The organism is Methylobacterium terricola (assembly GCF_006151805.1).
In the GTDB taxonomy this organism is placed as follows: domain Bacteria; phylum Pseudomonadota; class Alphaproteobacteria; order Rhizobiales; family Beijerinckiaceae; genus Methylobacterium; species Methylobacterium terricola.
This window is the reverse complement of the sequence record NZ_VDDA01000005.1, coordinates 232,701-259,200: the sequence shown is the minus strand read 5'-3', so window position 1 is coordinate 259,200 and position 26,500 is coordinate 232,701. Positions and strand designations below refer to the sequence as shown.

Genomic DNA, 26,500 nt, shown 5'->3' with positions numbered 1-26,500 from the left:
GCGGCGTCAGCGCGCCAGCAATTCCTTGAGCGCGGCGTCGAGGACCGCGATGTCGTCCGGGCTGGTGCCCGGGCCGCCGGCGAAGTGGCCCCACCACGTGTCGATGACCCGAAGGTCCGCCTTCGGCATCGCAGCGGCCTCGATCGCGTTGTCCTCGGGCGGGAAGTACAGGTCGGTCGAGGCCGGCATCAGGATCGCGTCGGCCTTGATCGCCGCGAGCGCCGCCTTGAAGTCGCCGTTGAAGATCTCGTTGGCGCTGATGTCGCCGTTCTGCCAGGTCCACAACATCGCCAGCAGGTTGTTGGCGTCGCGGGTGTAGAACAGCCCCTCCCAGAACCCGATCAAGAAATCTTCCAGCGAGGCGTAGCCCATATGGGTCAGGTCGGCCTCGATGCGGTAGAAGGTCTGCGACAGGCCCCAGCCGGCATAGACCCGCCCGAAGGCCCGCAGGCCCCTGGTCGGCGGGCTGGTGTACCAGCCGTCCGCGAAGGCGGCGTCGGCTTGGAGCGCCGCCTTGGCGCCCTCCAGGAACACGAAGTTGTGCCGCGAGCACTTGGCCGAGCCCTGGAACGGCAGGATGCGCGGCACCATGTCCGGGTACATCGCCGCCCAGTGATAGGTCTGGAGCGCACCCATCGACCATCCGGTGACCAGGACGAGCGTCTCGATGCCGAACAGCTCGGTGACGAGCCGGTGCTGGGCCCGCACGTTGTCGTAGGCGGTCACGGTCGGGAAACGCGGCCCGTTCCACGGCGCCGGAGTGTTGCTCGGCGACGACGACAACCCATTGCCGAACATGTTCGGGATGATGATGAAATACTTATCGGGATCGAGCGCCTTGCCTGGCCCGATCAGCCACTCGTTCTCGTAGTGCTGGCCCGAGTACCATGTCGGGTAGACGATCGCGTTGCTCTTGTCGGCGTTGAGCGTGCCATAGGTCTTGTAGGCCAGCTTGGCGTTGCGGAGCGTCTTCTTGCACTGGAGCACGAAGTCGCCGAGTTCGAAGATCTCGTAATCGACCATCGGTGCCCTCCTCAGACCGACAGGTAGCGGGCGACCGTCGCCTCATCGATGTCGGCACGCGCCTCCTCGTGGACGATCGCGCCATTCTCGATCACCAGCACCCGGTCGGCGACATCGAGGGCGAAGCTCAGCACCTGCTCGGAGACGACGATCGACAATCCGCGCTCGTCCCGGATCTTCTTCAGCGTCCGGCCCATCTCGCGGATGATCGAGGGCTGGATGCCCTCGGTCGGCTCGTCGAGGAGCAGCACCTTCGGCCGGCTGGCGAGCGCCCGGGCGATGGCGAGCTGCTGCTGCTGCCCGCCCGACAGGTTGCCGCCGCGACGGCCCTTCATCTCCAGCAGCACCGGGAACATCGCATAGAGGTCGCCCGGCACCTTCGACTGGCCGGTGACGGTCAGCCCGGTCTCGATGTTCTCCTGTACCGTCATGGTGGAGAAGATCATCCGGCCCTGCGGCACGTAGGCGAGGCCCTTGGCGACGCGCTGGTGGCTCTTGAGCGCCGTCACGTCTTGGCCGTCGACCCGGATCGTGCCGCTCTTTGCCGGCAGGATGCCCATCAGGGTCCGCATCAGGGTCGATTTGCCCATGCCGTTGCGGCCCATCACGGCGACGATCTCGCCGGGCGCGACGCAGAGGTCGATGCCGTGCAGCACCTCGCTCTGGCCGTAAGCCGCGTGGAGGCCGGTGACGGCGAGCATCGGGGTGGCGCCGGGCGCCGCGACGACGGCCGAGGCGGGAACGGTCTGGAGCATGGCGGTGCCTCCCCTCAATGCCCGAGATAGACTTCGATCACCTTCGGGTCGTTCTTGACCCGCTCCATCGAGCCTTCCGAGAGCACCTTGCCCTGGTGCAGCACCGTGACCCGGTGGGCGATGTCCTCGACGAACTTCATGTCGTGCTCGATCACCAGCACCGAGCGGCCCTTGATGATCTGGTGCAGCAACTCGGCGGTCTTCTTGCGCTCGGCGACGCTCATCCCGGCCACCGGCTCGTCGAGCATCAGCAGCTCCGGGTCCTGGATCAGCAGCATGCCGATCTCGAGCCACTGCTTCTGGCCGTGGCTGAGGAACTCCGCCCGCTTGTCGAGCTGATCCTTGAGGAAGATCATCTCGGCGATCTCGTCGATGCGGTCGCGCACCGCGGCGTCGCGCTTGAACATCAGGGCGCCGAGCACGCTGCGGCCGCGCGGGAACGAGATCTCGAGGTTCTCGAACACCGTGAGGTCGTCGTAGATCGACGGGGTCTGGAACTTGCGCCCGACCCCCGCCTGGACGATCGCGCTCTCCGAGAGCTTCGTCAGTTCGGTGCCCTTGTACTTGATCGAGCCCGAGGTCGCCCGGGTCCGGCCGCAGATCAGGTCGAGCACCGTGGTCTTGCCGGCGCCGTTGGGGCCGATGATGACCCGGATCTCGTCCGGGTCGACGTAGAACGACACGTCGCTGACCGCCTTGAAGCCGTCGAACGAGACGGTCAGGGCCTCGACCGCGAGGAGGAAATCCTTGTCGCCGGCGGTCGCGCCGGGGAGGATGGCGGCGTTCATCGGGGGTTCTTCACTCGGCGGGGGCGCCCTGGGGCAAGGCGGCGGGGGCGGCTTTCGCGCGGCGGGTCAGACGCGGCTCGACGTGCTGGCGCCAGATGCCGGCGAGCCCGTCGGGAAAGGCGAGCACGACCGCGATGAACAGCGCGCCGAGGCCGAACAGCCACAATTCGGGGAAGGATTCGGAGAAGGTGGTCTTCGCCCAGTTGACCAAGAGCGTGCCGTAGATCGCGCCGAACAGCGACAGCCGTCCGCCGACCGCGGCGTAGATCACCATCTCGATCGACGGCACGATGCCGACGAAGGACGGCGACATGAAGCCGACCTGGAGGGTGAACATCGCCCCGCCGATCGCCGCGAAGGCCGCGGCGAGGCAGAAGGCGAAGATCTTGAAGCTCGCGACGCCGTAGCCGGAGAAGCGGACCCGGTCCTCCTTGTCGCGCATCGCCACCAGGATGCGGCCGAGCTTCGAGCGCTTGACGAACTGCGCCACCAGCACGCAGGCGACGAGGAGGCCGCCATTGACGAAGTACAGGATGGTCTTCGCCGTGTCGGTGCGGATGTCCCAGCCGTGGAGCGTGCGGAGATCCGTGATGCCGTTGATGCCGCCGGTATAGCCCTGCTGCCCGACGATCAGGATGGTCAGGATCGCGGCGATCGCCTGGGTGATGATCGCGAAGTAGGTCCCGCCGACCCGGCGCTTGAACATCGCCGCCCCGACGATGAAGGCGAACAGCGTCGGCACCAGCACGACCGCGATCAGCGTCAGCGGCAGGCTGTGGAACGGCTTCCAGAACCACGGCAGCGCGGTGATCTGGTTCCAGTCCATGAAGTCCGGGATGCCCGGCGTCGACTGGATCTTGGTGTTCTCGACCGACGACGCCTCGAGCTTGAGGTACATCGCCATGCAGTAGCCGCCAAGCCCGAAGAACACGCCCTGGCCGAGCGACAGGATCCCGCACGTGCCCCAGCAGATCACGAGGCCGAGCGCCACGAAGGCGTAGGTGAGGTACTTGCCGACCAGGTTGAGCCGGAACCCGTCGAGGGCGAGCGGCAGGAGACCGAAGATCAGGACGCAGAGGAGGGCGAGCGACGCCCATTCCACCGGCTTCATGAACGGGTTGTCGTTGAGCGCCTTGGGTTTCATCGGCCGGACTCCTCAGCGCCGGACCTTGAGGGTGAAGAGGCCCTGCGGCCGCAGCATCAGGATTCCCACGACGGCGAGCAGGGTGATCACCTTCGCGGTCGAGCCGGACAGGAAGAATTCGAGGGTCGACTGGGTCTGCGAGATCGAGAAGGCCGATGCGATGGTGCCCATGAGGCTGGCGGCGCCGCCGAAGACCACGATCAGGAAGGTGTCGACGATGTAGAGCTGGCCCGAGGTCGGCCCGGTCGAGCCGATCATCGTGAAGGCCGAGCCGGCGATTCCGGCGATGCCGCAGCCGAGCCCGAAGGTGAGGCAGTCGACCCGTCCGGTGTCGATGCCGACGGCGCCGGCCATCACCCGGTTCTGCATCACCGCCCGGACCTGCTTGCCGTAGCGTGACGCGAACAGCAGACCCGCGACCACGAGGGTGATCAGCACGGTGACCGCCATCACGAACAGGCCGTTGATCGGGATCTCGATCGCGTCCGTGGCCTGCACCGAGCCCATCATCCAGGACGGCAGCTCGACGCCGACCTCGCGGGCGCCGAAGATCGACCGGTAGGCCTGCTGGAGGATCAGCGACAGGCCCCAGGTGGCGAGCAGAGTGTCGAGGGGCCGCTTGTAGAGGTGGCGGATCAGGCCCCACTCGACCAGCATGCCCAAGGCGCCGGCGGCCACGAAGGCCAGCGCCATCGCGACGAAGAAGTAGGCCGGAAACAGGGCAGGAAGGTGAGCCTGGAAAAAGCCCGAGCACAGGTAGGTCATGTAGGCGCCGAGGATCATGAACTCGCCATGCGCCATGTTGATGACGCCCATCTGGCCGAAGATGATCGCGAGGCCGAGCGCCATCAGCACGTAGACCGAGAACAGGATCAGGCCGGCGAAGCCCTGCATGGCGAAGATCGCGCCGAGGTCGCCGAGCGAGTATTCACCGAACATGGGTGGGCTCCGGCTGAAGTTCTTCGAGGTGTCTCGGGGGCGCGTCTGCCCCCTCCCCCAGAGAGGGGGGAGGGGGCAGGCCGGAACGCTACTGGTAGCCCTTCGGGAACGGGTTCGGCTCGATCAGGTCGGCGCTCTCGTAGACGACCTCGAACTGGCCGTTCGGCAGCGCCCGGCCGACCCGCGTCTTCGACCAGAGATGGTGGTTGGGATGGATGCGCACGTAGCCTTCCGGCGCCCCCTTGAACTCGATCCCGCCCGAGGCCGCCGCGACCTTGTCGACGTCGAACGAGCCGGCCTTCTCGACGGTCAGCTTCCACAGGTAGGGCCCGAGATAGGCCGCCTGCGTCACGTCGCCGATCACCGTCTTGTCGCCCCACATCTTCTTGAAGGCGGCGACGAACTTCTCGTTGTTGGGGTTCTTGAGCGACTGGAAGTACTTCATGCAGGCATAGGCGCCGGCGATGTTCTCGCCGCCGATGCCGTCGATCTCATCCTCGGTGACCGAGATCGTCATCAGCACCTGCTTCGACAGATCGATGCCGGCCGCCTTCAGCTGCTTGTAGAATGCCACGTTGGAGCCGCCGACCACGTCGGTGAAGATCACGTTCGGCTTCGTCAGCTTGATCTTGTTGATGACGGAGTTGAACTGGGTGTGGCCGAGCGGGAAGTACTCCTCGCCGACGACCTTGCCCTTGAGCACGTTCTCGACATGCTTGCGGGCGATCTTGTTCGAGGTACGCGGCCAGATGTAATCGGAGCCGATGAAGAAGAAGGTCTTGGCGTCCTTCTCCTTCGCCACCCAGTCGAGGCTGGCGAGGATCTGCTGCGTCGCCTCCTGGCCGGTATAGATGACGTTCTTCGATTCCTCCAAGCCTTCGTAGAAGGTCGGGTAGTACAGCATGCCGTTGTATTGCTCGAAGACCGGCAGCACCGCCTTTCGCGAGGCCGAGGTCCAGCAGCCCATCACCGCCGCGCACTTGTCGTTGACCAAGAGCTTCTTCGCCTTCTCGGCGAAGGTCGGCCAGTCGGAGGCGCTGTCCTCCTGGATCACCTTGATCTTGCGGCCGAGCACGCCGCCGGCGGCGTTGATCTCCTCGATCGCGAGCTTCTCCGCTTGCTGCGCGCCGGTCTCGGAGATCGCCATCGTGCCGGTGACGGAGTGCAGGATGCCGACCGTCACCTCGGTGTCGGTCACCGCAAGGCCCGTGGTGTTGACGGACGCGGTCGGCGGTCCCGCGGCCTGCGCGAGGCGCGGCAGGAGCGATGCCGCCGGCACCGCCGCGAGACCCATCAGCAGCCGGCGCCGCAACGCCGATTCAAGGCCGCCCTCGTTCTCCGCCATCGTCCTCTCCTGTCGTCCCCGCCCGGGCGCCCTCTCCGGGTCGGTCCCGCCGCGTTCCGATCTCAGGCTAGGTGGCGTTTTGCGCCGCAGCATATACGCGTTTTTGCGTATTCCCGGCCGGGCGGAAGCAGGACAGGATCATGCGCTCCCGTGCGTCGCACCGGGCGAGCGCGAGGCAGTGGTTCGGCAGGACGGTATTTTCGGGTCGCGGCGCCGGAATCGGTGCCGGATACTGCGCCATAGCTGGCGCGCCACGGAGGCTCATGCCCGGACGACAGCGCATCATCCCGGTCCGCCGCGACTACAACCAGTGGGTTGCGAACGAGACCCTGGAGGACTTCGCGCTGCGCTTCACGGCGAAGCGCGCCCGGCGCTGGTCGGGCTGGCGGGTCGCCCAGACCGCCCTCGGCTCGGTCGCCTTCCTGGCGCTGGAGGCGATCGGCGGCACCCTGATCCTGTCGAGCGGCTTCACCAACACGCTGTGGGCCGTGCTCACCGTCGGGCTGGTGATCTTTCTCACCGGCGTGCCGGTCAGCGCCTACGCCGCCCGCCACGGGCTCGACGTCGACCTGCTCACCCGGGGCGCGGGCTTCGGCTATATCGGCTCGACGATCACTTCGCTCATCTATGCGAGCTTCACCTACCTGTTCTTCGCCATCGAGGCCGCCATCCTGGCGCTCGCCCTCGAGCTCGGCTTCGGGCTGCCGCTCGCGATCGGCTACCTCGTCAGCGCGCTGGCGGTGATCCCGCTGGTCACCTACGGCATCGCGCTGATCAGCCGGTTCCAGCTCGTGACGCAGCCGGTCTGGCTCGCCCTCAACCTTCTGCCGATCGCCTGCATCGCGGCCTACGCGGACGCGCCGCTCGACGCCTGGATCGCCCATGCCGGGCTTGCCGGCGCGCGCGGCGAGGGCTTCGACCTGCTCCTCTTCGGCGCGGCCTGCGGGATTCTGTTCGCGCTGATCGCGCAGATCGGCGAGCAGGCGGACTTCCTGCGCTTCGTGCCGCCGGAGGAGCCCGGCCGGCGCTGGCGCTGGTGGGGCGCCGTGCTGGGGGCGGGGGCGGGCTGGATCGTCCCGGGCGCCCTCAAGATTCTGCTCGGCTCGTTCCTCGCCGTCCTGGCGCTCGCCCACGGCGTCCCGCTCGAGCGCGCCAGCGAGCCGACGCAGATGTACGCGGTCGCCTTCGGCTACGCCGTGCCGGCGCCCGGCGTCGCGATCGCGCTCACCACGCTGTTCGTCGTGCTCTCGCAGCTCAAGATCAACGTGACCAATGCCTATGCGGGCTCGATCGCGTGGTCGAACTTCTTCTCGCGCCTGACCCACAGCCATCCGGGGCGGGTGGTCTGGCTGGTCTTCAACGTCGCCATCGCGCTGCTGCTGATGGAGCTCGGCGTCTACAAGACCCTGGAGCGGACGCTCGGCATCTATGCCCTGGTGGCGGCGGCCTGGATCGGGGCGCTGGTCGCGGATCTCGTGGTCAACAAGCCGCTCGGCCTGTCGCCGCCGGGCATCGAGTTCAAGCGCGCCCACCTCTACGACGTCAACCCGGTCGGCACCGGCGCGATGGCGCTCGCCTGCCTCGTCGCCGGCCTCGCCCATGCGGGTCTTGTCGGCGCGGGGCTCCAAGCCTTCGCGGCCTTCGTGGCGCTCGCCACCGCCTTCGCGGCGGCCCCGCTCATCGCCTGGGCGACGGGCGGGCGCTACTACCTGGCGCGCCGGCCGCGGCGGCACTGGCGGCTCCGGCCCGAGATCACCTGCGGGGTGTGCGAGCACGGCTTCGAGCACGAGGACATGGCCCATTGCCCCGCCTACGGGGTGCCGATCTGCTCGCTCTGCTGCTCCCTCGATGCCCGCTGCGGCGACCTGTGCAAGCCGCATGCGCGGCTCGGATCGCAGGTTCGCCGCGTCGCCGGGCGCCTGCTGCCGGCCCGTGTCGCCGCGCTCGTCGAGTCCCGGCTCGGGCGCTATGCCGGGGTGATGCTGGTCCTCTGCGGCGCCGCCGGGCTGATCCTAGGCCTCATCTACGCCGAGGCCGCGCACCGCCCCGCGGAGCATCGCGCCGTGCTGTCCCAGTCGCTCCAGGCGGTGTTCTTCGTCATGGCGGTGATCTTCGGGGTGGTGGCCTGGCTGTTCGTCCTGGCGCAGGAGAGCCGCCGCGTCGCCCAAGAGGAGAGCGTGCGCCAGACCGCGCTCCACCGGGCCGAGATCGCCGCCCACAAGGTCACCGACGCCAAGCTGCAGAAGGCCAAGGAGGCGGCCGAGGCCGCCAACCTCGCCAAGAGCCGCTACGTGACCGGCCTGAGCCACGAGCTGCGCACGCCGCTCAACGCCGTGCTCGGCTACGCCCAACTCCTGGAAACCGACCCCGCCATCCCGCCCCAGCGCCAGGCGGGCCTGCGGGTGATCCGCCGCAGCGCCGAGCACCTGTCGGGGCTCATCGACGGGCTCCTCGACATCTCGCGCATGGAGGCGGGCCGGCTCCAGCTCCACCGCAACGAAGTGCGGCTGCCCGATTTCCTCGACCAGATCGTCGACATGTGCCGGCCCCAGGCCGAAGCGGTGGGCCTCGCCTTCCGGTTCGAGCGCCCGAAGGTCCTGCCGGCCCTCGTCGCGACCGACGAGAAGCGCCTGCGTCAGATCCTGCTCAACCTGATCTCGAACGCGATCAAGTTCACGGCCCGGGGCGAGGTGCGGTTGACCCTGACCTATCGCAGCCAGATCGCCGAGTTCGCCGTGACCGATACCGGCACCGGCATCCCGGAGGCCGACCGCGCGCGGATCTTCGAGCCGTTCGTGCGCGGCTCGCTGCCCGCCGCCGCCGCCACGCCGGGCACCGGCCTCGGCCTCACCATCGCGCACCTGCTCGCCCAGGTGATGGGCGGGGAGATCACCGTGGCGAGCGAGGTCGGGCGCGGCAGCACCTTCCGCCTGCGGCTGATGCTGTCCGCCCTCGGCGAGCCCGCCCGCGCCGCCCCGGCCGAGGCGCCGGCCACCGGCTATGCCGGGCGCCGGCGCACGATCTTCGTCGTCGACGACGACCCGGCCCACCGCGACCTGATGCGCGAGATCCTAGGCCCCCTGGGCTTCACCCTGCTCTCGGCCGCCGACGGCCAGACCTGCCTCGATCTCGCGGCGGAGTGCCGGCCGGACCTCTTCCTCCTCGACATCGCCATGCCGGGCATGACCGGCTGGGAGCTCGCCCGGCGCTTGCGCGCCGCCGGCCACGGCCCCGCCCGCATCGCCATGCTGTCGGCCAACGCCCACGAGATCAGCCCGGTGCGGGGCGAGGACGCGCCGCACGACGCGATGATCGCCAAGCCGTTCGACCTGCGCGACCTCCTCGCGCGCATCCAGGGGCTGCTCGGCCTCGAATGGACCGGCGCGGCGGCGCCGGCCGCCGAGTCCGGCCCGGGATCCGGGCCGCGTCGGGCGCGTCCCGACGAGGTCGCGGAACTCATCCGGCTCGGGCGCATCGGGCATGTCCGCGGCATCGAGGCGAAGCTCGCGGAGATCGAGGCCGAGAGGCCCGAGCCCTTCGTGGCCGAGCTGCGCGGCCTCGTCCAGGCCTACGACCTGCCCCGCTACATGGCCGTCCTCGAAGCGGCGGCCCTCGACGCGGCGGCGATCGAACGGAGGCGCGGCGATGCCTGAGCCGGGCCGCGACATCGTTCTCGTCGTCGACGACTCGCCCGAGACGCTGAGCTTCCTCACCGCGGCCATCGAGGCGACGGGCGCCACCGTGCTGGTCGCGATCTCGGGCGCGGCCGCGCTGGCGGTGGTGCGCGAGATCACGCCGGACATCATCCTGCTCGACGCGGTGATGCCGGGCCTCGACGGGTTCGAGACCTGCCGCCGCCTCAAGGCCGATGCAGCGCTCGCCCATGTGCCGGTGATCTTCATGACCGGCCTGTCGGAGACCGAGCACGTCGTGCGCGGCCTGGGGGCCGGCGGCGTCGACTACGTCACCAAGCCGATCTCGGCCGGCGAGATCCTGGCGCGGATCCGCGTCCATCTCGCGAATGCGCGGGCCTCCCAGAGCGCCCGCCTCGCCCTCGACAGCGCCGGGCGCTTCCTGCTGGCGGTCGACGCCGCCGGGGCGATCCGCTGGTGCACGCCCCAGGCGGCGAGATTGCTGCGCAACGTCGATCCTGGCAGCCTCGATCCGGCCGGCGGCGAAACCCTGCTGCCGCCCGCGGCGTCGGCGCGGCTGGGCCGCGAGGCCGCAGATCCTCTCACCCTGCCCCTCGTCCTGCCGGGCGGCGACGGCCGACGCCTCCAGCTCAGCCGCATCGGCCGCATCGGCCGCGACGAGGTGCTGCTGCGCCTCCACGTCGAAGGCGGCGACGAGATCGAGCGCCTGCGCCGGCTGCTCGGCCTGACCCAGAGGGAGGCCGAGGTCCTGCTCTGGGTCTCCCGCGGCAAGGCCAGCCGCGACATCGGCGAGATCCTGTCGCTCAGCCCCCGCACCGTCACCAAGCACCTGGAGCAGATCTACGCCAAGCTCGGCGTCGAGAACCGCACCTCGGCCTCGGCGCTGGTGGTGCGTGCCCTCCGGGACGAACGTGCCTGAGCGTCAAGGGCGCGGGATGCCCATGGTCAAGCCGCCTCGCCAGGCACGGGCCCCGTGCGGCGGACGGTCCGCAGGCCGAGCGCGACGATCGGCCAGGCGGGAGCCGCGGCCGTGACGATCAGGGCCGCTTGATGCCGTGGGATTTGATGCGGGACGCGAGCGTCGTGGGCCGCAGGCCGAGGAACTCGGCCGCGCCGCCCGGCCCGAACACCTTGCCGCCGCACAGGGCCAGCGCCTCGACGATCTCGGCCCGGTCGCGGGCGCGCCTTTCCGCCTCGCTGCGCGGGCGGTGTCCGGAGGGGGCGACGGCGCGGTCGTGCGGGGCGGGGGCCTCGCTCGGGACGGACTCCTCCGCCTCTCCCTCCGACAGGTCGAGACGCAGACGCCCGCGCTGGGCCAGGATGACGCCGCGCTCGATGACGTTCTCCAGCTCGCGCACGTTGCCGGGCCAGTCGTAGCGGATGAGGTGGCGGACATCGCCCTCCGTCAGGCGGGGCTCGGGCACGCCGAGGCGGTGCGCGGCCCCGGTCAGCATGTGCCGGGCGATCAGGGGGATGTCCTCCGGCCGCTCGCGCAGGGGGGTCGCGCCGATCGGGAAGACGTTGAGGCGGAAGTAGAGATCGCCGCGGAAGCGGCCCTCGCGCACCTCCTCCTTGAGGTCGCGGTTCGTCGCCGCCACCAAGCGCACGTCGACCGCGCGGGTGCGCTCCTCGCCGACGCGCTCGAAGGAGCGCTCCTGGAGCACCCGCAGCAGCTTGCCCTGGAGGTCGAGCGGGATCTCGCCGACCTCGTCGAGGAACAGCGTGCCGCCATCGGCCAGCTCGAACCGCCCGACGCGGTCGCGCAACGCCCCGGTGAACGCCCCCTTGGCATGGCCGAAGAACTCGCTCTCGAACAATTCGCGCGGCACCGCGGCGCAGTTCACCCGGATGAGCGGGCGGCCGCGGCGGCGGCTCGCCTCGTGGATCGCGCGGGCGATCAGCTCCTTGCCGGTGCCGGACTCGCCGGTGACCAGCACCGTGGCGTCGGTACCGGCGACGAGATCGATCTGGCGCCGGATCGCCTCGATGGCCGGGCTCTGCCCGATGATGCCCTGGTGATGGCTGCCGGCCCGGATCTCCTCCTTCAGGTAGGCGTTCTCGAGCTCCAGCCGCTCGCGCAAGGACACGACCTCGGCGAGCGCGTGGCGCAGGCGCTCGTCGGCCTCGCGGCGCTGGCTGACGTCGCGAAACACGATGACGGCGCCGACGAGGGCGCCGCGGTCGCGGATCGGGGTCGAGGTGTACTCGACCGGGAACGAGGTGCCGTCGCGGCGCCAGAACACCTCGTCGTCGACCTGATGCACCGCCCCGTCCCGGAAGGCGGCGTAGATCGGGCAGTCCCGGTGCGGGTAGTGGCAGCCGTCCGGGTGGGTGTGGTGCACGGCGGCGTGCATGTCCCGGCCGACGAGGTCGGCGGCGGGCCAGCCCAGCATGCGCTCGGCGGCCGGGTTGACGAAGGTCGTCACCCCCTCGGCGTTGACGCCGTAGATGCCTTCGCCCGCCGCGCGCAGGATCAGCTGGTTCTCGTGCTCGATGTCGCGGAAGATCCGCTCCATCCGCTGCCATTCCGAGAGGCCGGCGCGCATGTGGCGGTCGGCCTCGCGGTCGACCTGGCGCTGGCGGCGCTCGTCGAGATCGAACAGGGTGAAGAGGACGAGCCGGTCCGGCAGGACCGTGCCGACGGTCTCCAGGGTGAGGGTCCGGCCCGCCCCGTGCCGGGGCGTGAGCGTGTGGGTCCACCAGCGGCCCTTGGCCTGGACGCCCTGCGTGAACACGATCAGCGCCGCGAGCTGACCCGGATGCAGCGCGCTCGCCGCCATGCCGCGCAAGGCGTCCCGCGCATGGCCGAGGAGGCGCGAGGCGGCATCGTTGGCATCGACGATCCGGTCGGCGCCGGGATCCAGCACCAGCATGGCCTCGGCGCCGGCCTCGAAGACCGACCCGAAACCGGTCGCGCCACCGTGATCGGCCGCCATTTCCGGAACGGGTTCGCGCATCACGAGATCTCGTCAACAAGGACACGACATCTCGTTTTACACGAGATCTCGTAATCGTGCACATTCGTGCCAAGACATTGATTTCATGAGATTTATTTTTTTCGATCGGCTTGGCACATCCTTTGCCAATTGTTTCGCGTCCCGAACCGCGCGAGGCGACGATGGCCCTGTTCGACAATCCCTTCGATGCCAAACGCCGCCTTGCCCGCGGCGGCTGCTCCTGCGGCGCCCATGCGAGCCAGGCGGCTCATGATGCCGACCACGACGCCACGCCGACGGGCGACGCGGCCATGGAGCGGGCGGTGGAGGGCGCGGTGATGCGCGCGCTCTTCCCCCACGACGCCGAGCGCCGCGCCTTCCTGCGCAGCGTGGGGGCCGCCACGGCGCTCGCGGCGGTGAGCCAGTTCTTTCCGACCAAGCTCGTCACCGAGGCCTTCGCGCAAGGGGCCAAGCCGGAGAAGACCGACCTGAAGGTCGGCTTCATCCCGATCACCTGCGCCACGCCGATCATCATGGCCAAGCCCATGGGCTTCTACGAGAAGCAGGGCCTGAACGTCGAGGCGGTGAAAACCGCCGGCTGGGCGGTGATCCGCGACAAGACCCTGAACAAGGAATACGACGCCGCCCACATGCTGGCGCCGATGCCGATCGCGATCTCGCTCGGGCTCGGCTCCAACCCGCAGGCCTACACGATGCCGGCGGTGGAGAACGTCAACGGCCAGGCGATCACTCTGGCGATGAAGCACAAGGAGCGTCGCAACCCGAAGGACTGGAAGGGCTTCAAGCTCGCCGTCCCGTTCGACTACTCGATGCACAACTACCTGCTGCGCTACTACCTGGCGGAAGCGGGCATCGATCCCGACACCGACGTGCAAATCCGCGCCGTGCCGCCGCCGGACATGGTCGCGAACATGCGCGCCGACAACATCGACGGCTTCCTCGCCCCCGATCCGGTGAACCAGCGCGCGGTCTATGACGGCGTCGGCTTCATCCACATCCTGTCGAAGGAGATCTGGGATCGCCATCCGTGCTGCGCCTTCGCCGCCTCGGACGCCTTCATCAAGGAGACACCGAACACCTACGCGGCGCTCCTGCGGGCGATCATCCAGGCAACGGCTTATGCCTCGAACAAGGACAACCGCAAGGAGATCGCCGCCGCGATCGCCCCGGCGAACTACCTCAACCAGCCGCTGACCGTGGTCGAGCAGGTGCTCACCGGCACCTTCGCGGACGGCTTGGGCCAGGTGCGCCGGGTGCCCGACCGGGTCGATTTCGACGCCTTCCCCTGGCAATCCTTCGCGGTGTGGATCCTGACCCAGATGAAGCGCTGGGGCCAGCTCAAGGGCGACGTCGACTACGCCGCGGTGGCGCGTCAGGTCTATCTCGCGACCGACGCCGCCCGGCTGATGAAGCAGGACGGCTTCACGCCGCCCGAGACCACCACCAAGAGCTTCTCGGTGATGGGCAAGACCTTCGACCCGGCAAAGCCGAAAGAGTACCTCGATTCCTTCGCGATCAAGCGGGCTGGCTAGGACCATGACACGCTCACTCAACGTCCGCGCTGCGGTCCTCGCCCTGACGCTGCTCGCCGCGATCCTGCTGATCTGGCAGGTCGCGGTGAGCGGGACGGCCAAGACCGAGGCGATGGACCCCGAATACGCCGCCCTGATGGGCGCCACCGCCACCACCGGCAAGTCGGCGATGCCGGGTCCGCTCGATGTCGCGGCGACGATCTGGACCCACCTGAAGGACCCGTTCTACGACCGGGGCCCGAACGACAAGGGGCTCGGCATCCAGCTCGCCTACTCGATCGGGCGCGTCGCGCTCGGCTACGGGCTGGCGGTTCTGGTCGCGATTCCCGTCGGCTTCCTCATCGGCATGTCGCCGCTGATGAGCCGGGCGCTCGATCCGTACATCCAGATCCTCAAGCCGGTCTCGCCGCTCGCCTGGATGCCGCTCGCCCTCTACACGATCAAGGATTCGGGGCTGTCGGCGATCTTCGTGATCTTCATCTGCTCATTGTGGCCGATGCTGATCAACACGGTGTTCGGCGTGTCGACCACCCGCAAGGAATGGCTCAACGTCGCCCGCACGCTCGAGGTCTCGCCGATCCGGCGCGCCTTCACGGTGATCCTGCCGGCCGCCGCCCCGACGATCCTCACCGGCATGCGCATCTCGATCGGCATCGCCTGGCTCGTCATCGTCGCGGCCGAGATGCTCGTCGGCGGCACCGGCATCGGCTACTTCGTCTGGAACGAGTGGAACAACCTCTCGATCACCAACGTGATCACCTCGATCCTGCTGATCGGCCTCGTGGGCATGGTCCTCGACCAGTTGCTCGCCCGCGCCCAGCGCCTCGTGACCTTCCCCGAATGAGGCCGAGACGATGAGCAAGCTCCTTCCCTTCGTGCGGCGCACCTCCGGCGCCGCCCCCGACCAGAATGCCGGGACCGGCCGCATGTCCACGTCTGACAAGTTCATCTCGATCGAGGGGATCGCCCGGCGCTACCCGGCGCCTGGTGCTAAGACCACCACGATCTTCGAGAACCTGTGGCTGCCGATGCGCCGCGGCGAGTTCGTCTGCATGATCGGGCATTCGGGCTGCGGCAAGACCACGGTGCTGAACATCCTGGCCGGGCTCGAGGCACCGTCCGAGGGCGCGGTGATCGTCGACGGGCAGGCGCTCCAGGGCACCAGCCTCGACCGGGCGGTGATCTTCCAGGGCCACGCCCTGCTGCCCTGGCGCACCGTCCTCGGCAACGTCGCCTACGCGGTCTCGTCGCGCTGGCGCAAGGCGCCGAAGGCCGAGATCGAGGCGCGGGCGAAGAAGGCGATCGCCACGGTCGGGCTCGCCGGCTCCGAGCACAAGCGGCCCTCCGAGCTGTCGGGCGGCATGAAGCAGCGCGTCGGCATCGCCCGCGCCCTGTCGATCGAGCCGAAGATCCTCCTGATGGACGAGCCGTTCTCGGCCCTCGACGCGCTCACCCGCGGCACGCTGCAGGACGAGGTGCGGCGGATCTGCGTCGAGACCGGCCAGACCGTGTTCATGATCACCCACGACGTCGACGAGGCGATCTACCTCGCCGACCGGATCGTCCTGATGACGAACGGGCCGGAGGCGAAGGTCGCCGAGATCGTCGAGAATCCCCTGCCGAAGGACCGGGACCGCACCCAGCTCCACCACGCGCCGGGCTATTATGCGCTCCGCAACCACCTGATCGACTTCCTCGTGTCGCGCTCCAGGACCCTGCGCGACGCGATGCCGGCCGGCTACGACCAGCGCCACCCGCCGGTCGTCCGCCCGTCGCTCAGCGAGGCCGACGCCGCCGCGATCGCGGCCGAGCCGCCCTCCCGCCGGGCCTGACCCGCGCCACCCCTTCCGGTCCCGGGCACGACGCCGCGCCGCCTTCGGCGGATGGCGTCCGGGACCGCGCCGAACGGGATGGGGCGGGGGACGCGAGTCCCCGTCCGATCCCGAGCCTCAGCCACGTGCCGCCCCGCGGGACGGCACGAAGTCCACGGAGAGACCCCATGAAGCGCGAAGACCTCACCGAGAAGCTGCTCGACATCAAGCGCGAGAAGGGCTGGACCTGGAAGTACATCCAGGACGAGATCGGCGGCATCTCGCCGATCCTGATCACCGCCGCCTGCATGGGCCAGATGAAGCTGCCGAAGGCCCAGGCCGCCAAGGCCGCCGCCCTGTTCGGCCTCACCCAGGCCGAGGAGCGGATGCTCAACGAGGCGCCCTATCGCGGCTCGATCCCGCAGATGCCCCCGACCGACCCGCTGATCTACCGCTTCTACGAGCTGGTGATGGTCTACGGCACCACCTGGAAGGAGCTGATCCAGGAGGAGTTCGGCGACGGCATCATGTCGGCGATCGACTTCAACATGACCATGGAGCGCGAGCCCAACAACAAGGGCGACCGGGTCAAGATGAACCTGTCGGGCAAGTTCCTGCCGTACAAGTATTATGGCAACGAGGAGGGCGTGCCCGAATACGGCTTCAAGGAAGGCTGAGGCTGAGGTTTGGCCGGCCCCCAGCGGGAGCTGGCCAATCCCGATTGCCGGGACAATCCCGTCCAGACCGTCGGACCACGCTCCGGGCGTCCGGCGAATCAGGACCGGCGCCATCCGGGCTCGCCCAGCCCCCTCGACCACGCCCGGTCGAGGGGGCTGCTTTGTTGTTACGCCAGCAACTGAGGCTCCGTCTTGCCGAGCTTGATGCTGCTCTCCTGCGGCAGCCAGTTCCCGGTCGATTCCTGGCGGCCCTGAAGCACGTATCGGGGGCTCTTCTCCTTGACCGTATCGGCGGCGATCTTGGACAATTCGCCGATCTTGCCCTTCTTCATCCGGTTGACGACGAGGCCGAGCCGCGTGTCCGGGAAGTCGCGGAGCATGTCGTAGTCTCCGTCGCTGTCGCCGGCGACGAGCAGCGGACCGTAGCCTTTTTGGGCGACCAGCACCTGCTTGATGGCGGTGGTCTTGCCCGGGCCCCAGGTCAGCGGCCATCCCTTGCGGTACGCGTTCTTGAGCGTCTCACCGTCCTGCTCCAGGCGCAGGCCGATGACGTGCTCCCGCGGAACATTGTAGCCGTATTTCGGCAGCGTCGCGAAGACCGCGACGACGTGCTCGAGCGAGGCGGTGCAGACATAGGTGTCGATGCCGTGGCGGCTCAACGTATCCATCAGGCCGCCGATTTCGGTGCACAGCCGGATGCCGTGGAAGTGACTGACGCTCACGATACCGGCCTTGCCGGCCCGGTCGGCCGGGCTGGTATACTTCGTCTTGACTAGCCCGGCGCCCAGGGCGAGGTCGTTGGACGCCTCGGTGAGACGCGACAGCTCCGGAACCGTCATGTTGGCGAGCAGATAGACCACCCACGGATAGCCGACATCGACGCCGTGGGTATCGTTGACCGCCTCGTACAGGTAATAGAGCTTGGTCCGGAAGTCCTCGAAATACGATGTCTTCACGACATCAGCGAGGGACTGCGTACCGGACAGCCCCTTGTAGGCGCCATGCAGCCAGGCATAATCGGCATCGAGATCCGCACAGATCGAATCGAGATCGACGGTTGAGCCGGATGCGTTCTTGAACTCGTCGGAAAATTTGCCCGGCGGGACATTCTGGCGAATGATCGCGCCGAATTCGGCCGGCGTGAGCTTGAAGGACAGCGTGTTGATCTGATGCATCAGCAACGCCTCCTCGCAGTCGTTCATGATGCTGGTGTTGTCCCAGTCGAACACCGCGTAGGGCCGTTTCTTGGGGTCGTAGGTCGGCGAGGTGTTGCCGTGTTCCGCGATCAGCCGCGTCATGACGGCGTGGTTGCGAGGCGCCCACTTCGCCCGATCGAGGCCGACCGCCTCGTCGGTCCGCTCGGTGGCCCGAGCGGTCGTCGTCGCGGTGGCGGTGGCGGTGGCGGCCAGCATCAGGCCGCCGAGGAAGCCGCGGCGCTTCACGGATGTCTGTCGGGAGAGGTCGGTCATGGCGTCGCTCTTGCGGGGTGGAACGAGGGAAAGACGGGGCACGGGGATCGGCCGGACGGGACGCGGCGGTGGCAGCGCGGTCCGCCCGCACGGGGCGCCGGGGGCGTCACACGGAGGCGCCGCCATCCGCGAACGACTGTCGTCCGCCCTGGCGGGCGAGCAGGCTCGCGGCCACGGCCAGCACCATGACGGAGAGGAAGAGGACGAAGATCAGCGGGTTGTAGACCACCAGGGCCAGGAAGCAGACTGCGGCGAGGACGAGCGCGAAGGCGGGCGCATAGGGATAGAGCGGCGCCCGGTAGGGCCGGGCCAGGGCCGGCTCGCGGCGCCGCAGCCGGAAGAGGCTCGCCATGCTCATGCCGTACATCACCAGGGCGCCGAAGACCGCCATCGTGACGATGCTGGCGGTGAGCGACTGGCCCGCGATGGTGACGAGGCTGTCGCTGTAGATCGCCACGATCCCGACGGCGCCTCCCGCCAGGGTGGCGATGTGGGGCGTGCGGAAGCGGGGATGGATGCGGGCGAGGGCTGCGGGCAGGAATCCGGCCCGGGCCAGGGCGAAGATCTGCCGCGAATAGCCCATGATGATGCCGTGGAAGGAGGCGACGAGACCGAACAAGCCGAGCCAGACCAGCATGTGGAGCCAGCCGCTCGAATCCCCGACCACGGTCTTCATCGCCTGCGGCAGCGGGTCGTTGAGATTGCTCAGGGTCCGCCAGTCGCCGACGGCGCCGGCAAACAGCATGACGCCGAAGGCCAGGGCGGTGAGCGTCAGCACGCCGGTGATGTAGGCGATCGGAATCGTCCGCCGGGGGTCCTTCGCCTCCTCGGCGGCCATCGCCACCCCCTCGATCGCCAGGAAGAACCAGATCGCGAACGGGATCGCCGCGAACATGCCGCCGACGGCCGCCAGGCTGAAGGTGCTCTCGCCGGCCCAGCCATGGGCGGTGAAGTTCGCAAAATTGAAAGCGGGCGCGACGACGCCCATGAACACCAGGAGCTCGACCACCGCCAGGATGGTGACGAACAGCTCGAACGTCGCGGCGATCTGCACCCCGACGATGTTGAGGATCATGAACAGCAGGTAGGCGCCGAGCGCGGCGTGCTTGGGGTCGAGCGACGGGAACTGGACGTTGAGATAGGCGCCGATCGCCAGCGCGATGGCGGGAGGTGCGAACACGAACTCGATCAGCGTGGCGTAGCCGGCGATGCAGCCGCCGACGGGGCCGAAGGCGCGGCGGCTATACGCGAACGGGCCGCCGGCCTGCGGGATCGCCGTGGTGAGTTCCGTGAAGCTGAAGATGAAGGCGATGTACATCGCCGCCACGACCACCGTCGTGATCAGGAAGCCGAGCGTGCCGGCGCTGGCCCAGCCGTAGCTCCACCCGAAATACTCGCCCGAGATCACCAGCCCGACGGCGATGCCCCAGAGGTGGAACGCATTGAGGCCTTTGTGAAGTCCGACATCCTGCATCGATCGTTCCTCCGTGAGTTCACGTCCTGCCGTGCACGATCGAGGCAGCGGGACGACTGTCGTCAGGCCGGTCCAGTGTCGAATGCCCGTCGCAGCGGAGACGGGCCGCTCGGGCGGCGCGGTCGGGGGGACCGGACGGCCTCTGCCCGGCGGGGCGGTTCGAGGCGCGCCATCCGGTCTCCCGGACGCAACCTCAGATCCCTGGCAAATCCGGTGCCCGGCCTCCCTCCAGCAGGGCTTCCTCGATCCCGTCCTTCAGGCCGACGCCGGTGAGGCCGCGGCGCAGGGCCTCGCGCACGAACCACGCCACCTTGCCGGCCGCCTGATCCGGGGTCAGACCACCGTGTCCATGCACGTTCGAGATGCAGTTGCGCTCGGAATCCCGCCGGCCGGGGCGGGGCGCGTAGGTCAGGTAGATGCCCAGGCTGTCGGCGACGCTGAGGCCCGGACGCTCGCCGATCAGCACCACGCTGAGGCGGGCCCCGAGGCCTTCGCCCACCGGATCGCCGAGGGCGACCCGGGCCTGCTCGGCCATGACGATCGGCGCGATGCGGTAGCCGTCGAGGCGGCGAAGGCAGGCCTGGATCACCGGCGCGGCATGGCTCGCGACGGCTTTCGCCGAGAGCCCGTCCGCGACGATGAAGACGAGGTCGAAGCTCTGGCCGTCCGCAGGGGCGGCCTCCCGCAGCGTGGCGGCGGCATCGGCATCGAGCTGACGGCCGAGATCGGGCCGGCGCAGGTAGGTCCGGCGGTCCGGTGCGGCGCTGTGCACGCGGAGCACCGGGTGAGGCGGCAGCGCCGACACGATGGCCGCGACGTCGAGGGCGGCGTGGACGGCATCGCGCGCCCGGGCATGGGCGAGCTGGAAATCCAGCATCGGCCGCAGCGGCAGGGCGTCTCCGCTCCGGCCGAGGCCGATCCGCGCCGGCGTCGCCCGCCGCAAGGCGGCCCAGCGATCGCCGTCGGGGAGGTCCGCGCCGGCGGGCACGACGGCGGGGCTGTCGGCGGCCGGCGTCATCGCGCGTGGCCCGCGTGATCGAGGAGGCGCGTCAGCGCGGGGTGCCGGGCTTCGAGGGAGCGGACGCGTCCGTCCGGCGTCGTCATGCCCATCCGGTCGAGCCAGGCCTCGAATTCCGGAGCGGCCCGCACCCCCAGCACCGTGCGCAGGGTCAGCAGGTCGTGGAACGACAGGCTCTGGTAGTTCAGCATGACGTCGTCGGAGCCCGGGACGGTGATCAGGAAGCTGCATCCCGCCTGGCCGAGCAGCAGCATCAGCCCATCCATGTCGTCCTGATCGGCCTCGGCATGGTTGGTGTAGCAGACGTCGCACCCCATCGGCAGGCCGAGAAGCTTGCCGCAGAAATGATCCTCGAGGCCGGCGCGGGTGATCTGCTTGCCGTCAGAGAGGTATTCCGGGCCGATGAAGCCCACCACCGTGTTGACGAGGAGCGGCCGGAAGGCGCGGGCCACCGCGTAGGCCCGCGCCTCCACGGTCTGCTGGTCGACCCCGTGATGGGCGTCCGCCGAGAGCGCCGCGCCCTGGCCGGTCTCGAAATACATCGCGTTGTCGCCGACCGTCCCGCGCCCCAGGCTCCGGGCGGCGTCGGTTGCCTCGGCCAGGAGGGCGAGGTCGACGCCAAAGCCGCGGTTGGCCGCCTCGGTGCCGGCGACGGACTGGAACACGAGATCGACCGGCGCGCCGCGCTCGATGATCGTCATCGCGTTCGTGACGTGGGTCAGGACGCAGGTCTGCGTCGGGATCTCGTAGTGCCGGCGCATCTCGTCCAGCATCGTCGTGAGGGCGATCGCGGTCTCGACGTCGTCGGAGGCCGGATTGATGCCGATCACGGCGTCGCCGGCGCCGTACAGCAGCCCATCGAGGACCGAGGCGGCGACGCCGCGCGGGTCGTCGCTCGGATGGTTGGGTTGCAGGCGGGTCGCGAGCCGGCCGGATAAGCCGATGGTGGTGCGGAAGGCGGTCGTCACCCGGCATTTGCGCGCCACGACGATCAAGTCCTGGAGCCGCATCAGCTTCGAGACGGCGGCGACCATCTCGGGCGTGAGGCCCGGCGCCAGGGCGGCCAGGGCCGCCGGACCGGCCTCGTGGCCGAGCAGCCAGTCGCGGAATCCCCCGACCGTCAGATGCGAGACCGGCGCGAAGGCGGCGGCATCGTGGCTGTCGACGATGAGGCGCGTGACCTCGTCGTCCTCGTAGGGCACCACCGCCTCGTTGAGGAACGTCGTCAGGGGCAGGTCGGCGAGGATGGTCCGGGCGGCGACGCGGGCGGCGTCGCTGCTCGCCGCGAGCCCCGCCAGCTCGTCGCCGGAGCGGAGCGGGGAGGCGGCGGCGAGAACCGCCTTCAGGTCGGGGAAGCGATAGCGCTCGCCTCCGAGATCGCATCGATAGGCCACCCGTCCGTCACTCCCTCCAGCACGCCGACGGCACCGCGCGGTGCCCGATACCGGTTCGACCCTCCGGTCCCCGTGAGGAGACGAAAGAGCCATGCCGGATCCTAGATCCGCCCGGCCCGCCAGGATCGACCGGAGGCCGCAGAGTTTTGACCCTTCGCAACAAATCGGCCTTGGCAGCGAACTTGCTGGGCGTCGTCTCGACGAGAATGCTCATCCGGAATACGGCAGTTCAGGTCATGGCCCGCATCGAGAGCTTCAACCAAGCCGTGTCCGGAGCCCGTGTTTTCGCGTCGGCAGCGACTGGCCTCGGCACGTTCTTCGACGCCAACCACGTCTGTGCCGGCAGCCTCTTCGATCAGGTTGCCCTCGACCCCGGGCGCCTCGCCTCGCCGACGGATCAGATCGGCCTGCGCCAGTATTGCGAGGTTCTCGAGCTGGCGGCGCGCCGGTCGCACGATCCGACCCTCGGCCTGCGCTACGGCCAGCAGTTCAAGCCGGAGATGCTGGGCCTGATCGGCCACATCGCGCTGTCGTCACCGACCCTGCTCGCGGCGGCCGAGAACCTGGCCGCCTATTTCGGCTACCATCAGGAGGACACGGTCACCGAATTGCTGAAGGCGAACGGGACCTACCGGCTGACCTACGCGATCCGCTCCCCCCGCATCAGCGAGCGGCGGCAGGATGCCGTCGTCACGCTCGGGATGTACGTCAACGTGTTCCGGCACGGGGCCGGGGCGGAGTGGTGTCCGCAGGAGGTTCATCTCGAACATGCGCGCACCGAGGATTGGCGCGAGATCGAGCAGGCCTTCGGGGCGCCGGTCCGCTTCGGTCAGGATACCAACGCCCTCGTGTTCCGGCACGACCAGGCGCTGCGTGCGATGCCCGGCGCCAACCTCCCGCTCCTCGATCTCCTGTGCGCGACGATCATGCGGATGGGCATGGCCGGGGGAACCGTCTCGCTGCGCGATCGCATCCGCGCCTATGTGCGCTCCAACCTCAGCGTCCGCGACCTGACGCTCCAGGACGCCAGCGACGCCCTCGGCATTCCGCGATGGACTCTCCAGCGGCGCTTGGCCGAGGACAACACCAGCTTCGCGGACATCGCGGACGGTCTCCGCCGGGAGATTTCGGAATATTATCTTGCCAGCACCGATCAGTCGATCAGCGACATCTCCCATCTTCTTGGTTACTCGGAAATCAGCGCCTTCACTCGCGCGTTTCGACGCTGGCACGGCGTTCCGCCGAAGCAGTACCGCAAGAGTCATGCTGGGTAGGACGGGAACGGCCTGAGACGCGGACGATCGAGCCGCGTGCACCGGGAACGACGCGTCGCACCGCCGGAGGGCGCCCGCCGGAGTGACCGGCCGATGAACCGGGACATCGGGCAGCCGCGGATGATGTCCGTCGGCCTGCATCTGCGGATCGCCGGCCATCCCGGGCGCGCCGCCGGGCTCGAGCGCTTCCTCGATCGCGTGCTGCGGCACGAGGAGGTCTGGGTCTGCTGACGCGTCCCAGTCGTCCGACACGGCGTCGTGGCGCCGGGGCTCGATCGGCACTGGAGCAGCCCCCGCTGCACCACGGTCGGACGCCGCCCTATGTGACCTCCTGCGTAACCAGGGAGGGAACGATGGCCGACGAGACCAAGAAGAGCCCCGAGACGACGGATGGCGAGACGACGCGGCCCGGCGGCGGCGCTCGGGAGCCGCGGACCGGCGACCGCATCATCGACGGCCGCCTCGATCCCGACGCGCAATCGCCGGCAGACGAAAGCGGCAAGCCGTTCGACCCGAACGAGAACGAGCCGGCCTGAGCCGCCGACCCCTCTCCGGGTCGTCCGGGGCTCTGCGTCACGGCCCCGGACCGACCCGGAAGGCGTCCATTCGGTTGGCCGGCTCGCCCACGATCCGATGTGCCGGGCCACCGCTCCGCGCCTCAGCAATCAATCGACATGAATTGTTACACATCGGCAGCATTCGGCCGCCCGCCCCTGGATACTGTCTATCTCTTTGAAAGTGCCACGTTTTACGTCCCGGCCCGGCATCCGTTCCGGCGGCTATGATCTAACGGCTGTGCTTCATCGGCAACGGCCGGACCACGGCTTGTGCAGAAGTCGGCTCGGCCGTTGCCTGCACGTCTGCCCGGGCGTATCCAGCAGCACGAGAAAACCCTTACAAAACAACAGTTTATTCTAGTTCTAAAGACGGCGTGACGGCGACGGGAGCCTTTCCCGGCGAGCGCATCCGGCTGCCCGAACGCGCCGCTCAAGAACTAACAAAAAGGACGTGCCATATGACCTTCGGCCACCCCCGTTCCGCTGCGCTGCTCGCAGGTGCCTCGCTCGTCGCGCTCGCTCACGCCGGCTCGGCGCAGGCGCAGGACGGCACCGTCGCCCTCGACGAGATCTCGGTGCGGTCCGAGGCGCCGGCCCCCGCGGCGCTCAACCTCAGCGGCGGCGACGGCGACACGGCGGCGACCAGCGGCGGCGGGGGCGGGCCCTCGGGCATCACCGGCTACACCGCCCGGGTCGCCACCACGGCGACCAAGACCAACACCCCGCTGGTCGAGGTGCCGCAGGCGGTCTCCGTCGTCACCCGCGAGCAGCTCAACGACCGCAACGTCCAGAGCTTCGCCGATTCGGTGGCCTACGTTCCGGGCGCGATCAGCGCCCGGTCGGGCTTCGACCCGCGCTTCGACCAGGTCTTCATCCGCGGCTTCGACGTGCTGACCAACCAGGGCATCTACCGCGACGGGTTGCGGGTCATCGGCAGCGGCTTCGCCTACCCGAAGACCGAGCCCTACGGTTTGGAGGCGGTGACGATCCTGCGCGGGCCGGCTTCCGGCCTCTACGGCCTCGGCTCGCCCGGCGGCATCCTCGATGCGACGAGCAAGCGCCCGGTCTTCGTGCCCTTCGGCGAGGTGCAGTTCCAGGCCGGCAGCTTCGACCGCTTCCAGGGCGCCTTCGACGTCGGCGGCCCGGTCGCCGGCTCCGACGGCACGATGGCCTACCGCCTCACCGGCATCCGGCGCGAGGCCGGCACGTTCATCGGGCTCGGCACCAACGACGACCAGTTCAACATCGCCCCGGCCTTCACCTGGAAGCCCTCGGCCGACACCACCTTCACCTTCTTGAGCGAGTACCAGGTCAGCAGCACCCCGGCGACCACCTTCTTCTACAACGACCCGGGCTTCCGGGCGACGCGCTACTACATGGGCGATCCGCGCTTCGCCGGCCTCGACCAGACCCAGTACCGCGTCGGCTACGCCTTCGAGCACAAGTTCACGCCGGACCTGATCTTCCGCCAGAACTTCCGCCATTACGGCCTGTTCCTGAGCGGGAAATACGTCGACATCAACGGCATCAACCCGGAACGGACGATCGCGACCCGGGACAACGGCTACCAGCGCAACGGCCTGGTGCAGCAGACGCTGGACAACCAGCTCGAGGCGCATTTCGCCACCGGCCCGATCGCCCACACCGCCGTCGCCGGCATCGACTACGCCCGCTACAGCCTGACCACCCGCTTCGGGGCGCTGGGGCCGGAGGCCGTGCCGGACCTGAACCTCGTCACGCGCAATTACGGCGCACAGTTCATCCCGACGCCGGTCCTGGGATCGACCTCGCGCCAGACGCAGGACCAGATCGGAATCTACCTGCAGGACCAGGCCAAGTTCGGCGACTTCATCCTGACGGTGAACGGGCGGCACGACTGGGTCTTCCAGGACAACGCCGCCTCGCCCGACAGCGCGGTCTCGCGCCAGGACAACACCGCCTTCACCGGCCGTGTCGGCCTCGGCTACGTCCTGGCGCCGGGGCTCGTGCCCTATGCGAGCTACGCCACGACCTTCACGCCGCAGGTCGGCCAGGACCGCAACGGCCAGGCCTTCAAGCCGACCACCGGCGACCAGATCGAGGCGGGGGTGAAATACCTGATCCCCGGCACCAGCGTGCAGGTGGCCTTCGCGGGCTTCGACATCCGGCAATCGAGCATCCTGCGGCCCGACCCGGCGGCGTTGAGCTTCCAATCCGCCACCGGTGCCGTCCGCTCGACCGGCTTCGAGGCCGAGGCGACCGCCACCATCGCGCCGGGCACCAACCTGACGATCGCCTACACGCATACCGACATACGCTTCGTCGATTCGACGGCGGCGACGGGCGAGTCGATCAACGGCAACCGGGTCTCCGGCATCCCGGCCGACACCTACGCGTCGTTCCTCACCTACGCCTTCCCGCCCTCGTCACCCCTGCGCGGGCTCCAGATCGGCGGCGGCATCCGCTACATCGGCACGAGCTACGCCGACGACCTCAACACGGTGCGCAACCCGACCGTGACGCTCTACGACGCGCTGGTCGCCTACGACTTCGCGGCGATCGACCCGAAATACAAGGGATTGCGGGCGCAGGTGAACGGCTACAACATCTTCGACCGCACCTACCAGACCTGCTCGTTCGGCTTCTGCAACCGCAACCAGCCGGCGACGGTGATCGGCAGCCTCATCTATCGCTGGTAGGGCGGGGGCGCC

The 26,500-nt window shown here is 68.9% G+C and carries 21 protein-coding genes; 10 read left to right on the top strand and 11 right to left on the bottom strand.

What is annotated here, in order from left to right; translation table 11 throughout:
- Positions 1 to 6: 6 nt before the first annotated feature.
- The 6 genes from FF100_RS14505 to urtA form a co-directional block, all read right to left on the bottom strand.
- The gene (locus FF100_RS14505) at positions 7 to 1,023 is read right to left on the bottom strand and encodes an alpha/beta fold hydrolase (RefSeq protein ID WP_139036400.1); all 1,017 of its coding nucleotides are present in this window, start codon (positions 1,021 to 1,023) and stop codon (positions 7 to 9) included.
- 11 nt (positions 1,024 to 1,034) lie between these two features.
- Complete coding sequence (urtE, locus tag FF100_RS14500; RefSeq protein WP_139036399.1) at positions 1,035 to 1,778, bottom strand: urea ABC transporter ATP-binding subunit UrtE; 744 nt, start codon at positions 1,776 to 1,778, stop codon at positions 1,035 to 1,037.
- Positions 1,779 to 1,792: 14 nt separating this feature from the next.
- Positions 1,793 to 2,566 carry an urea ABC transporter ATP-binding protein UrtD gene (gene urtD, locus FF100_RS14495; RefSeq protein WP_139036398.1) on the bottom strand — a complete coding sequence of 258 codons (774 nt, stop codon included), beginning with the start codon at positions 2,564 to 2,566 and terminating at the stop codon, positions 1,793 to 1,795.
- Positions 2,567 to 2,576: 10 nt separating this feature from the next.
- Positions 2,577 to 3,710: an urea ABC transporter permease subunit UrtC gene (gene urtC, locus FF100_RS14490; RefSeq protein WP_139036397.1), complete on the bottom strand. Its 1,134-nt coding sequence runs from the start codon at positions 3,708 to 3,710 to the stop codon at positions 2,577 to 2,579.
- 12 nt (positions 3,711 to 3,722) lie between these two features.
- Entirely contained in the window at positions 3,723 to 4,649 is a 927-nt protein-coding gene (urtB, locus tag FF100_RS14485) for an urea ABC transporter permease subunit UrtB (RefSeq protein WP_139036396.1), read from the bottom strand.
- A gap of 88 nt (positions 4,650 to 4,737) precedes the next feature.
- The gene (gene urtA / locus FF100_RS14480) at positions 4,738 to 5,994 is read right to left on the bottom strand and encodes an urea ABC transporter substrate-binding protein (RefSeq protein WP_139036395.1); all 1,257 of its coding nucleotides are present in this window, start codon (positions 5,992 to 5,994) and stop codon (positions 4,738 to 4,740) included.
- Between the two features lie 263 nt (positions 5,995 to 6,257).
- On the opposite strand from urtA, the gene FF100_RS14475 reads away from it, so the two are divergent.
- Positions 6,258 to 9,647 (top strand): hybrid sensor histidine kinase/response regulator, encoded by a 3,390-nt coding sequence (locus FF100_RS14475; protein WP_139036394.1) that lies wholly within the window; start codon positions 6,258 to 6,260, stop codon positions 9,645 to 9,647.
- A complete protein-coding gene (locus FF100_RS14470; protein WP_139036393.1) occupies positions 9,640 to 10,566 on the top strand; it encodes a response regulator transcription factor in 927 nt (308 codons plus the stop codon). The genes FF100_RS14475 and FF100_RS14470 overlap by 8 nt, the downstream gene beginning before the upstream one ends.
- 118 nt (positions 10,567 to 10,684) lie before the next feature.
- Here FF100_RS14470 and FF100_RS14465 read toward each other — a convergent pair whose 3' ends face one another.
- A complete protein-coding gene (locus FF100_RS14465; RefSeq protein WP_246102100.1) occupies positions 10,685 to 12,520 on the bottom strand; it encodes a sigma-54 interaction domain-containing protein in 1,836 nt (611 codons plus the stop codon).
- 245 nt (positions 12,521 to 12,765) lie between these two features.
- Here FF100_RS14465 and FF100_RS14460 point away from each other — a divergent pair, with 245 nt between their 5' ends.
- The 4 genes from FF100_RS14460 to cynS all read left to right on the top strand — a co-directional run bounded on the left by FF100_RS14460 (position 12,766) and on the right by cynS (position 16,624).
- Positions 12,766 to 14,136, top strand: coding sequence for a CmpA/NrtA family ABC transporter substrate-binding protein (locus FF100_RS14460; RefSeq protein ID WP_139036392.1), 1,371 nt, complete (start codon positions 12,766 to 12,768; stop codon positions 14,134 to 14,136).
- Between the two features lie 4 nt (positions 14,137 to 14,140).
- A complete protein-coding gene (gene ntrB / locus FF100_RS14455) occupies positions 14,141 to 14,980 on the top strand; it encodes a nitrate ABC transporter permease (protein WP_139036391.1) in 840 nt (279 codons plus the stop codon).
- 10 nt (positions 14,981 to 14,990) lie between these two features.
- Entirely contained in the window at positions 14,991 to 15,968 is a 978-nt protein-coding gene (locus tag FF100_RS14450; protein ID WP_139036390.1) for an ABC transporter ATP-binding protein, read from the top strand.
- A gap of 167 nt (positions 15,969 to 16,135) precedes the next feature.
- A complete protein-coding gene (gene cynS, locus FF100_RS14445; RefSeq protein ID WP_139036389.1) occupies positions 16,136 to 16,624 on the top strand; it encodes a cyanase in 489 nt (162 codons plus the stop codon).
- Between the two features lie 167 nt (positions 16,625 to 16,791).
- Here cynS and FF100_RS14440 read toward each other — a convergent pair whose 3' ends face one another.
- From FF100_RS14440 to FF100_RS14425, 4 genes are all read right to left on the bottom strand, one after another.
- Entirely contained in the window at positions 16,792 to 18,093 is a 1,302-nt protein-coding gene (locus tag FF100_RS14440) for a haloacid dehalogenase-like hydrolase (protein ID WP_139036388.1), read from the bottom strand.
- Positions 18,094 to 18,199: 106 nt separating this feature from the next.
- The gene (gene eat / locus FF100_RS14435; RefSeq protein ID WP_139036387.1) at positions 18,200 to 19,567 is read right to left on the bottom strand and encodes an ethanolamine permease; all 1,368 of its coding nucleotides are present in this window, start codon (positions 19,565 to 19,567) and stop codon (positions 18,200 to 18,202) included.
- A gap of 193 nt (positions 19,568 to 19,760) precedes the next feature.
- A complete protein-coding gene (gene eutC / locus FF100_RS14430) occupies positions 19,761 to 20,585 on the bottom strand; it encodes an ethanolamine ammonia-lyase subunit EutC (protein ID WP_139036386.1) in 825 nt (274 codons plus the stop codon).
- Positions 20,582 to 21,979, bottom strand: coding sequence for an ethanolamine ammonia-lyase subunit EutB (locus FF100_RS14425; protein WP_139036385.1), 1,398 nt, complete (start codon positions 21,977 to 21,979; stop codon positions 20,582 to 20,584). The genes eutC and FF100_RS14425 overlap by 4 nt, the downstream gene beginning before the upstream one ends.
- 146 nt (positions 21,980 to 22,125) lie before the next feature.
- Between FF100_RS14425 and qhpR the strand changes: the two genes are divergently transcribed.
- From qhpR to FF100_RS14405, 4 genes are all read left to right on the top strand, one after another.
- The gene (qhpR, locus tag FF100_RS14420) at positions 22,126 to 23,253 is read left to right on the top strand and encodes an AraC-like transcriptional regulator QhpR (protein ID WP_139036384.1); all 1,128 of its coding nucleotides are present in this window, start codon (positions 22,126 to 22,128) and stop codon (positions 23,251 to 23,253) included.
- A gap of 93 nt (positions 23,254 to 23,346) precedes the next feature.
- Positions 23,347 to 23,484 carry a hypothetical protein gene (locus tag FF100_RS14415; protein ID WP_246102081.1) on the top strand — a complete coding sequence of 46 codons (138 nt, stop codon included), beginning with the start codon at positions 23,347 to 23,349 and terminating at the stop codon, positions 23,482 to 23,484.
- A 122-nt stretch (positions 23,485 to 23,606) separates the two neighbouring features.
- Positions 23,607 to 23,789, top strand: a complete 183-nt coding sequence (locus FF100_RS14410) for a hypothetical protein (protein ID WP_139036383.1) — start codon at positions 23,607 to 23,609, stop codon at positions 23,787 to 23,789.
- A gap of 479 nt (positions 23,790 to 24,268) precedes the next feature.
- Positions 24,269 to 26,488: a TonB-dependent siderophore receptor gene (locus FF100_RS14405; protein WP_139036382.1), complete on the top strand. Its 2,220-nt coding sequence runs from the start codon at positions 24,269 to 24,271 to the stop codon at positions 26,486 to 26,488.
- Positions 26,489 to 26,500 lie beyond the last annotated feature (12 nt).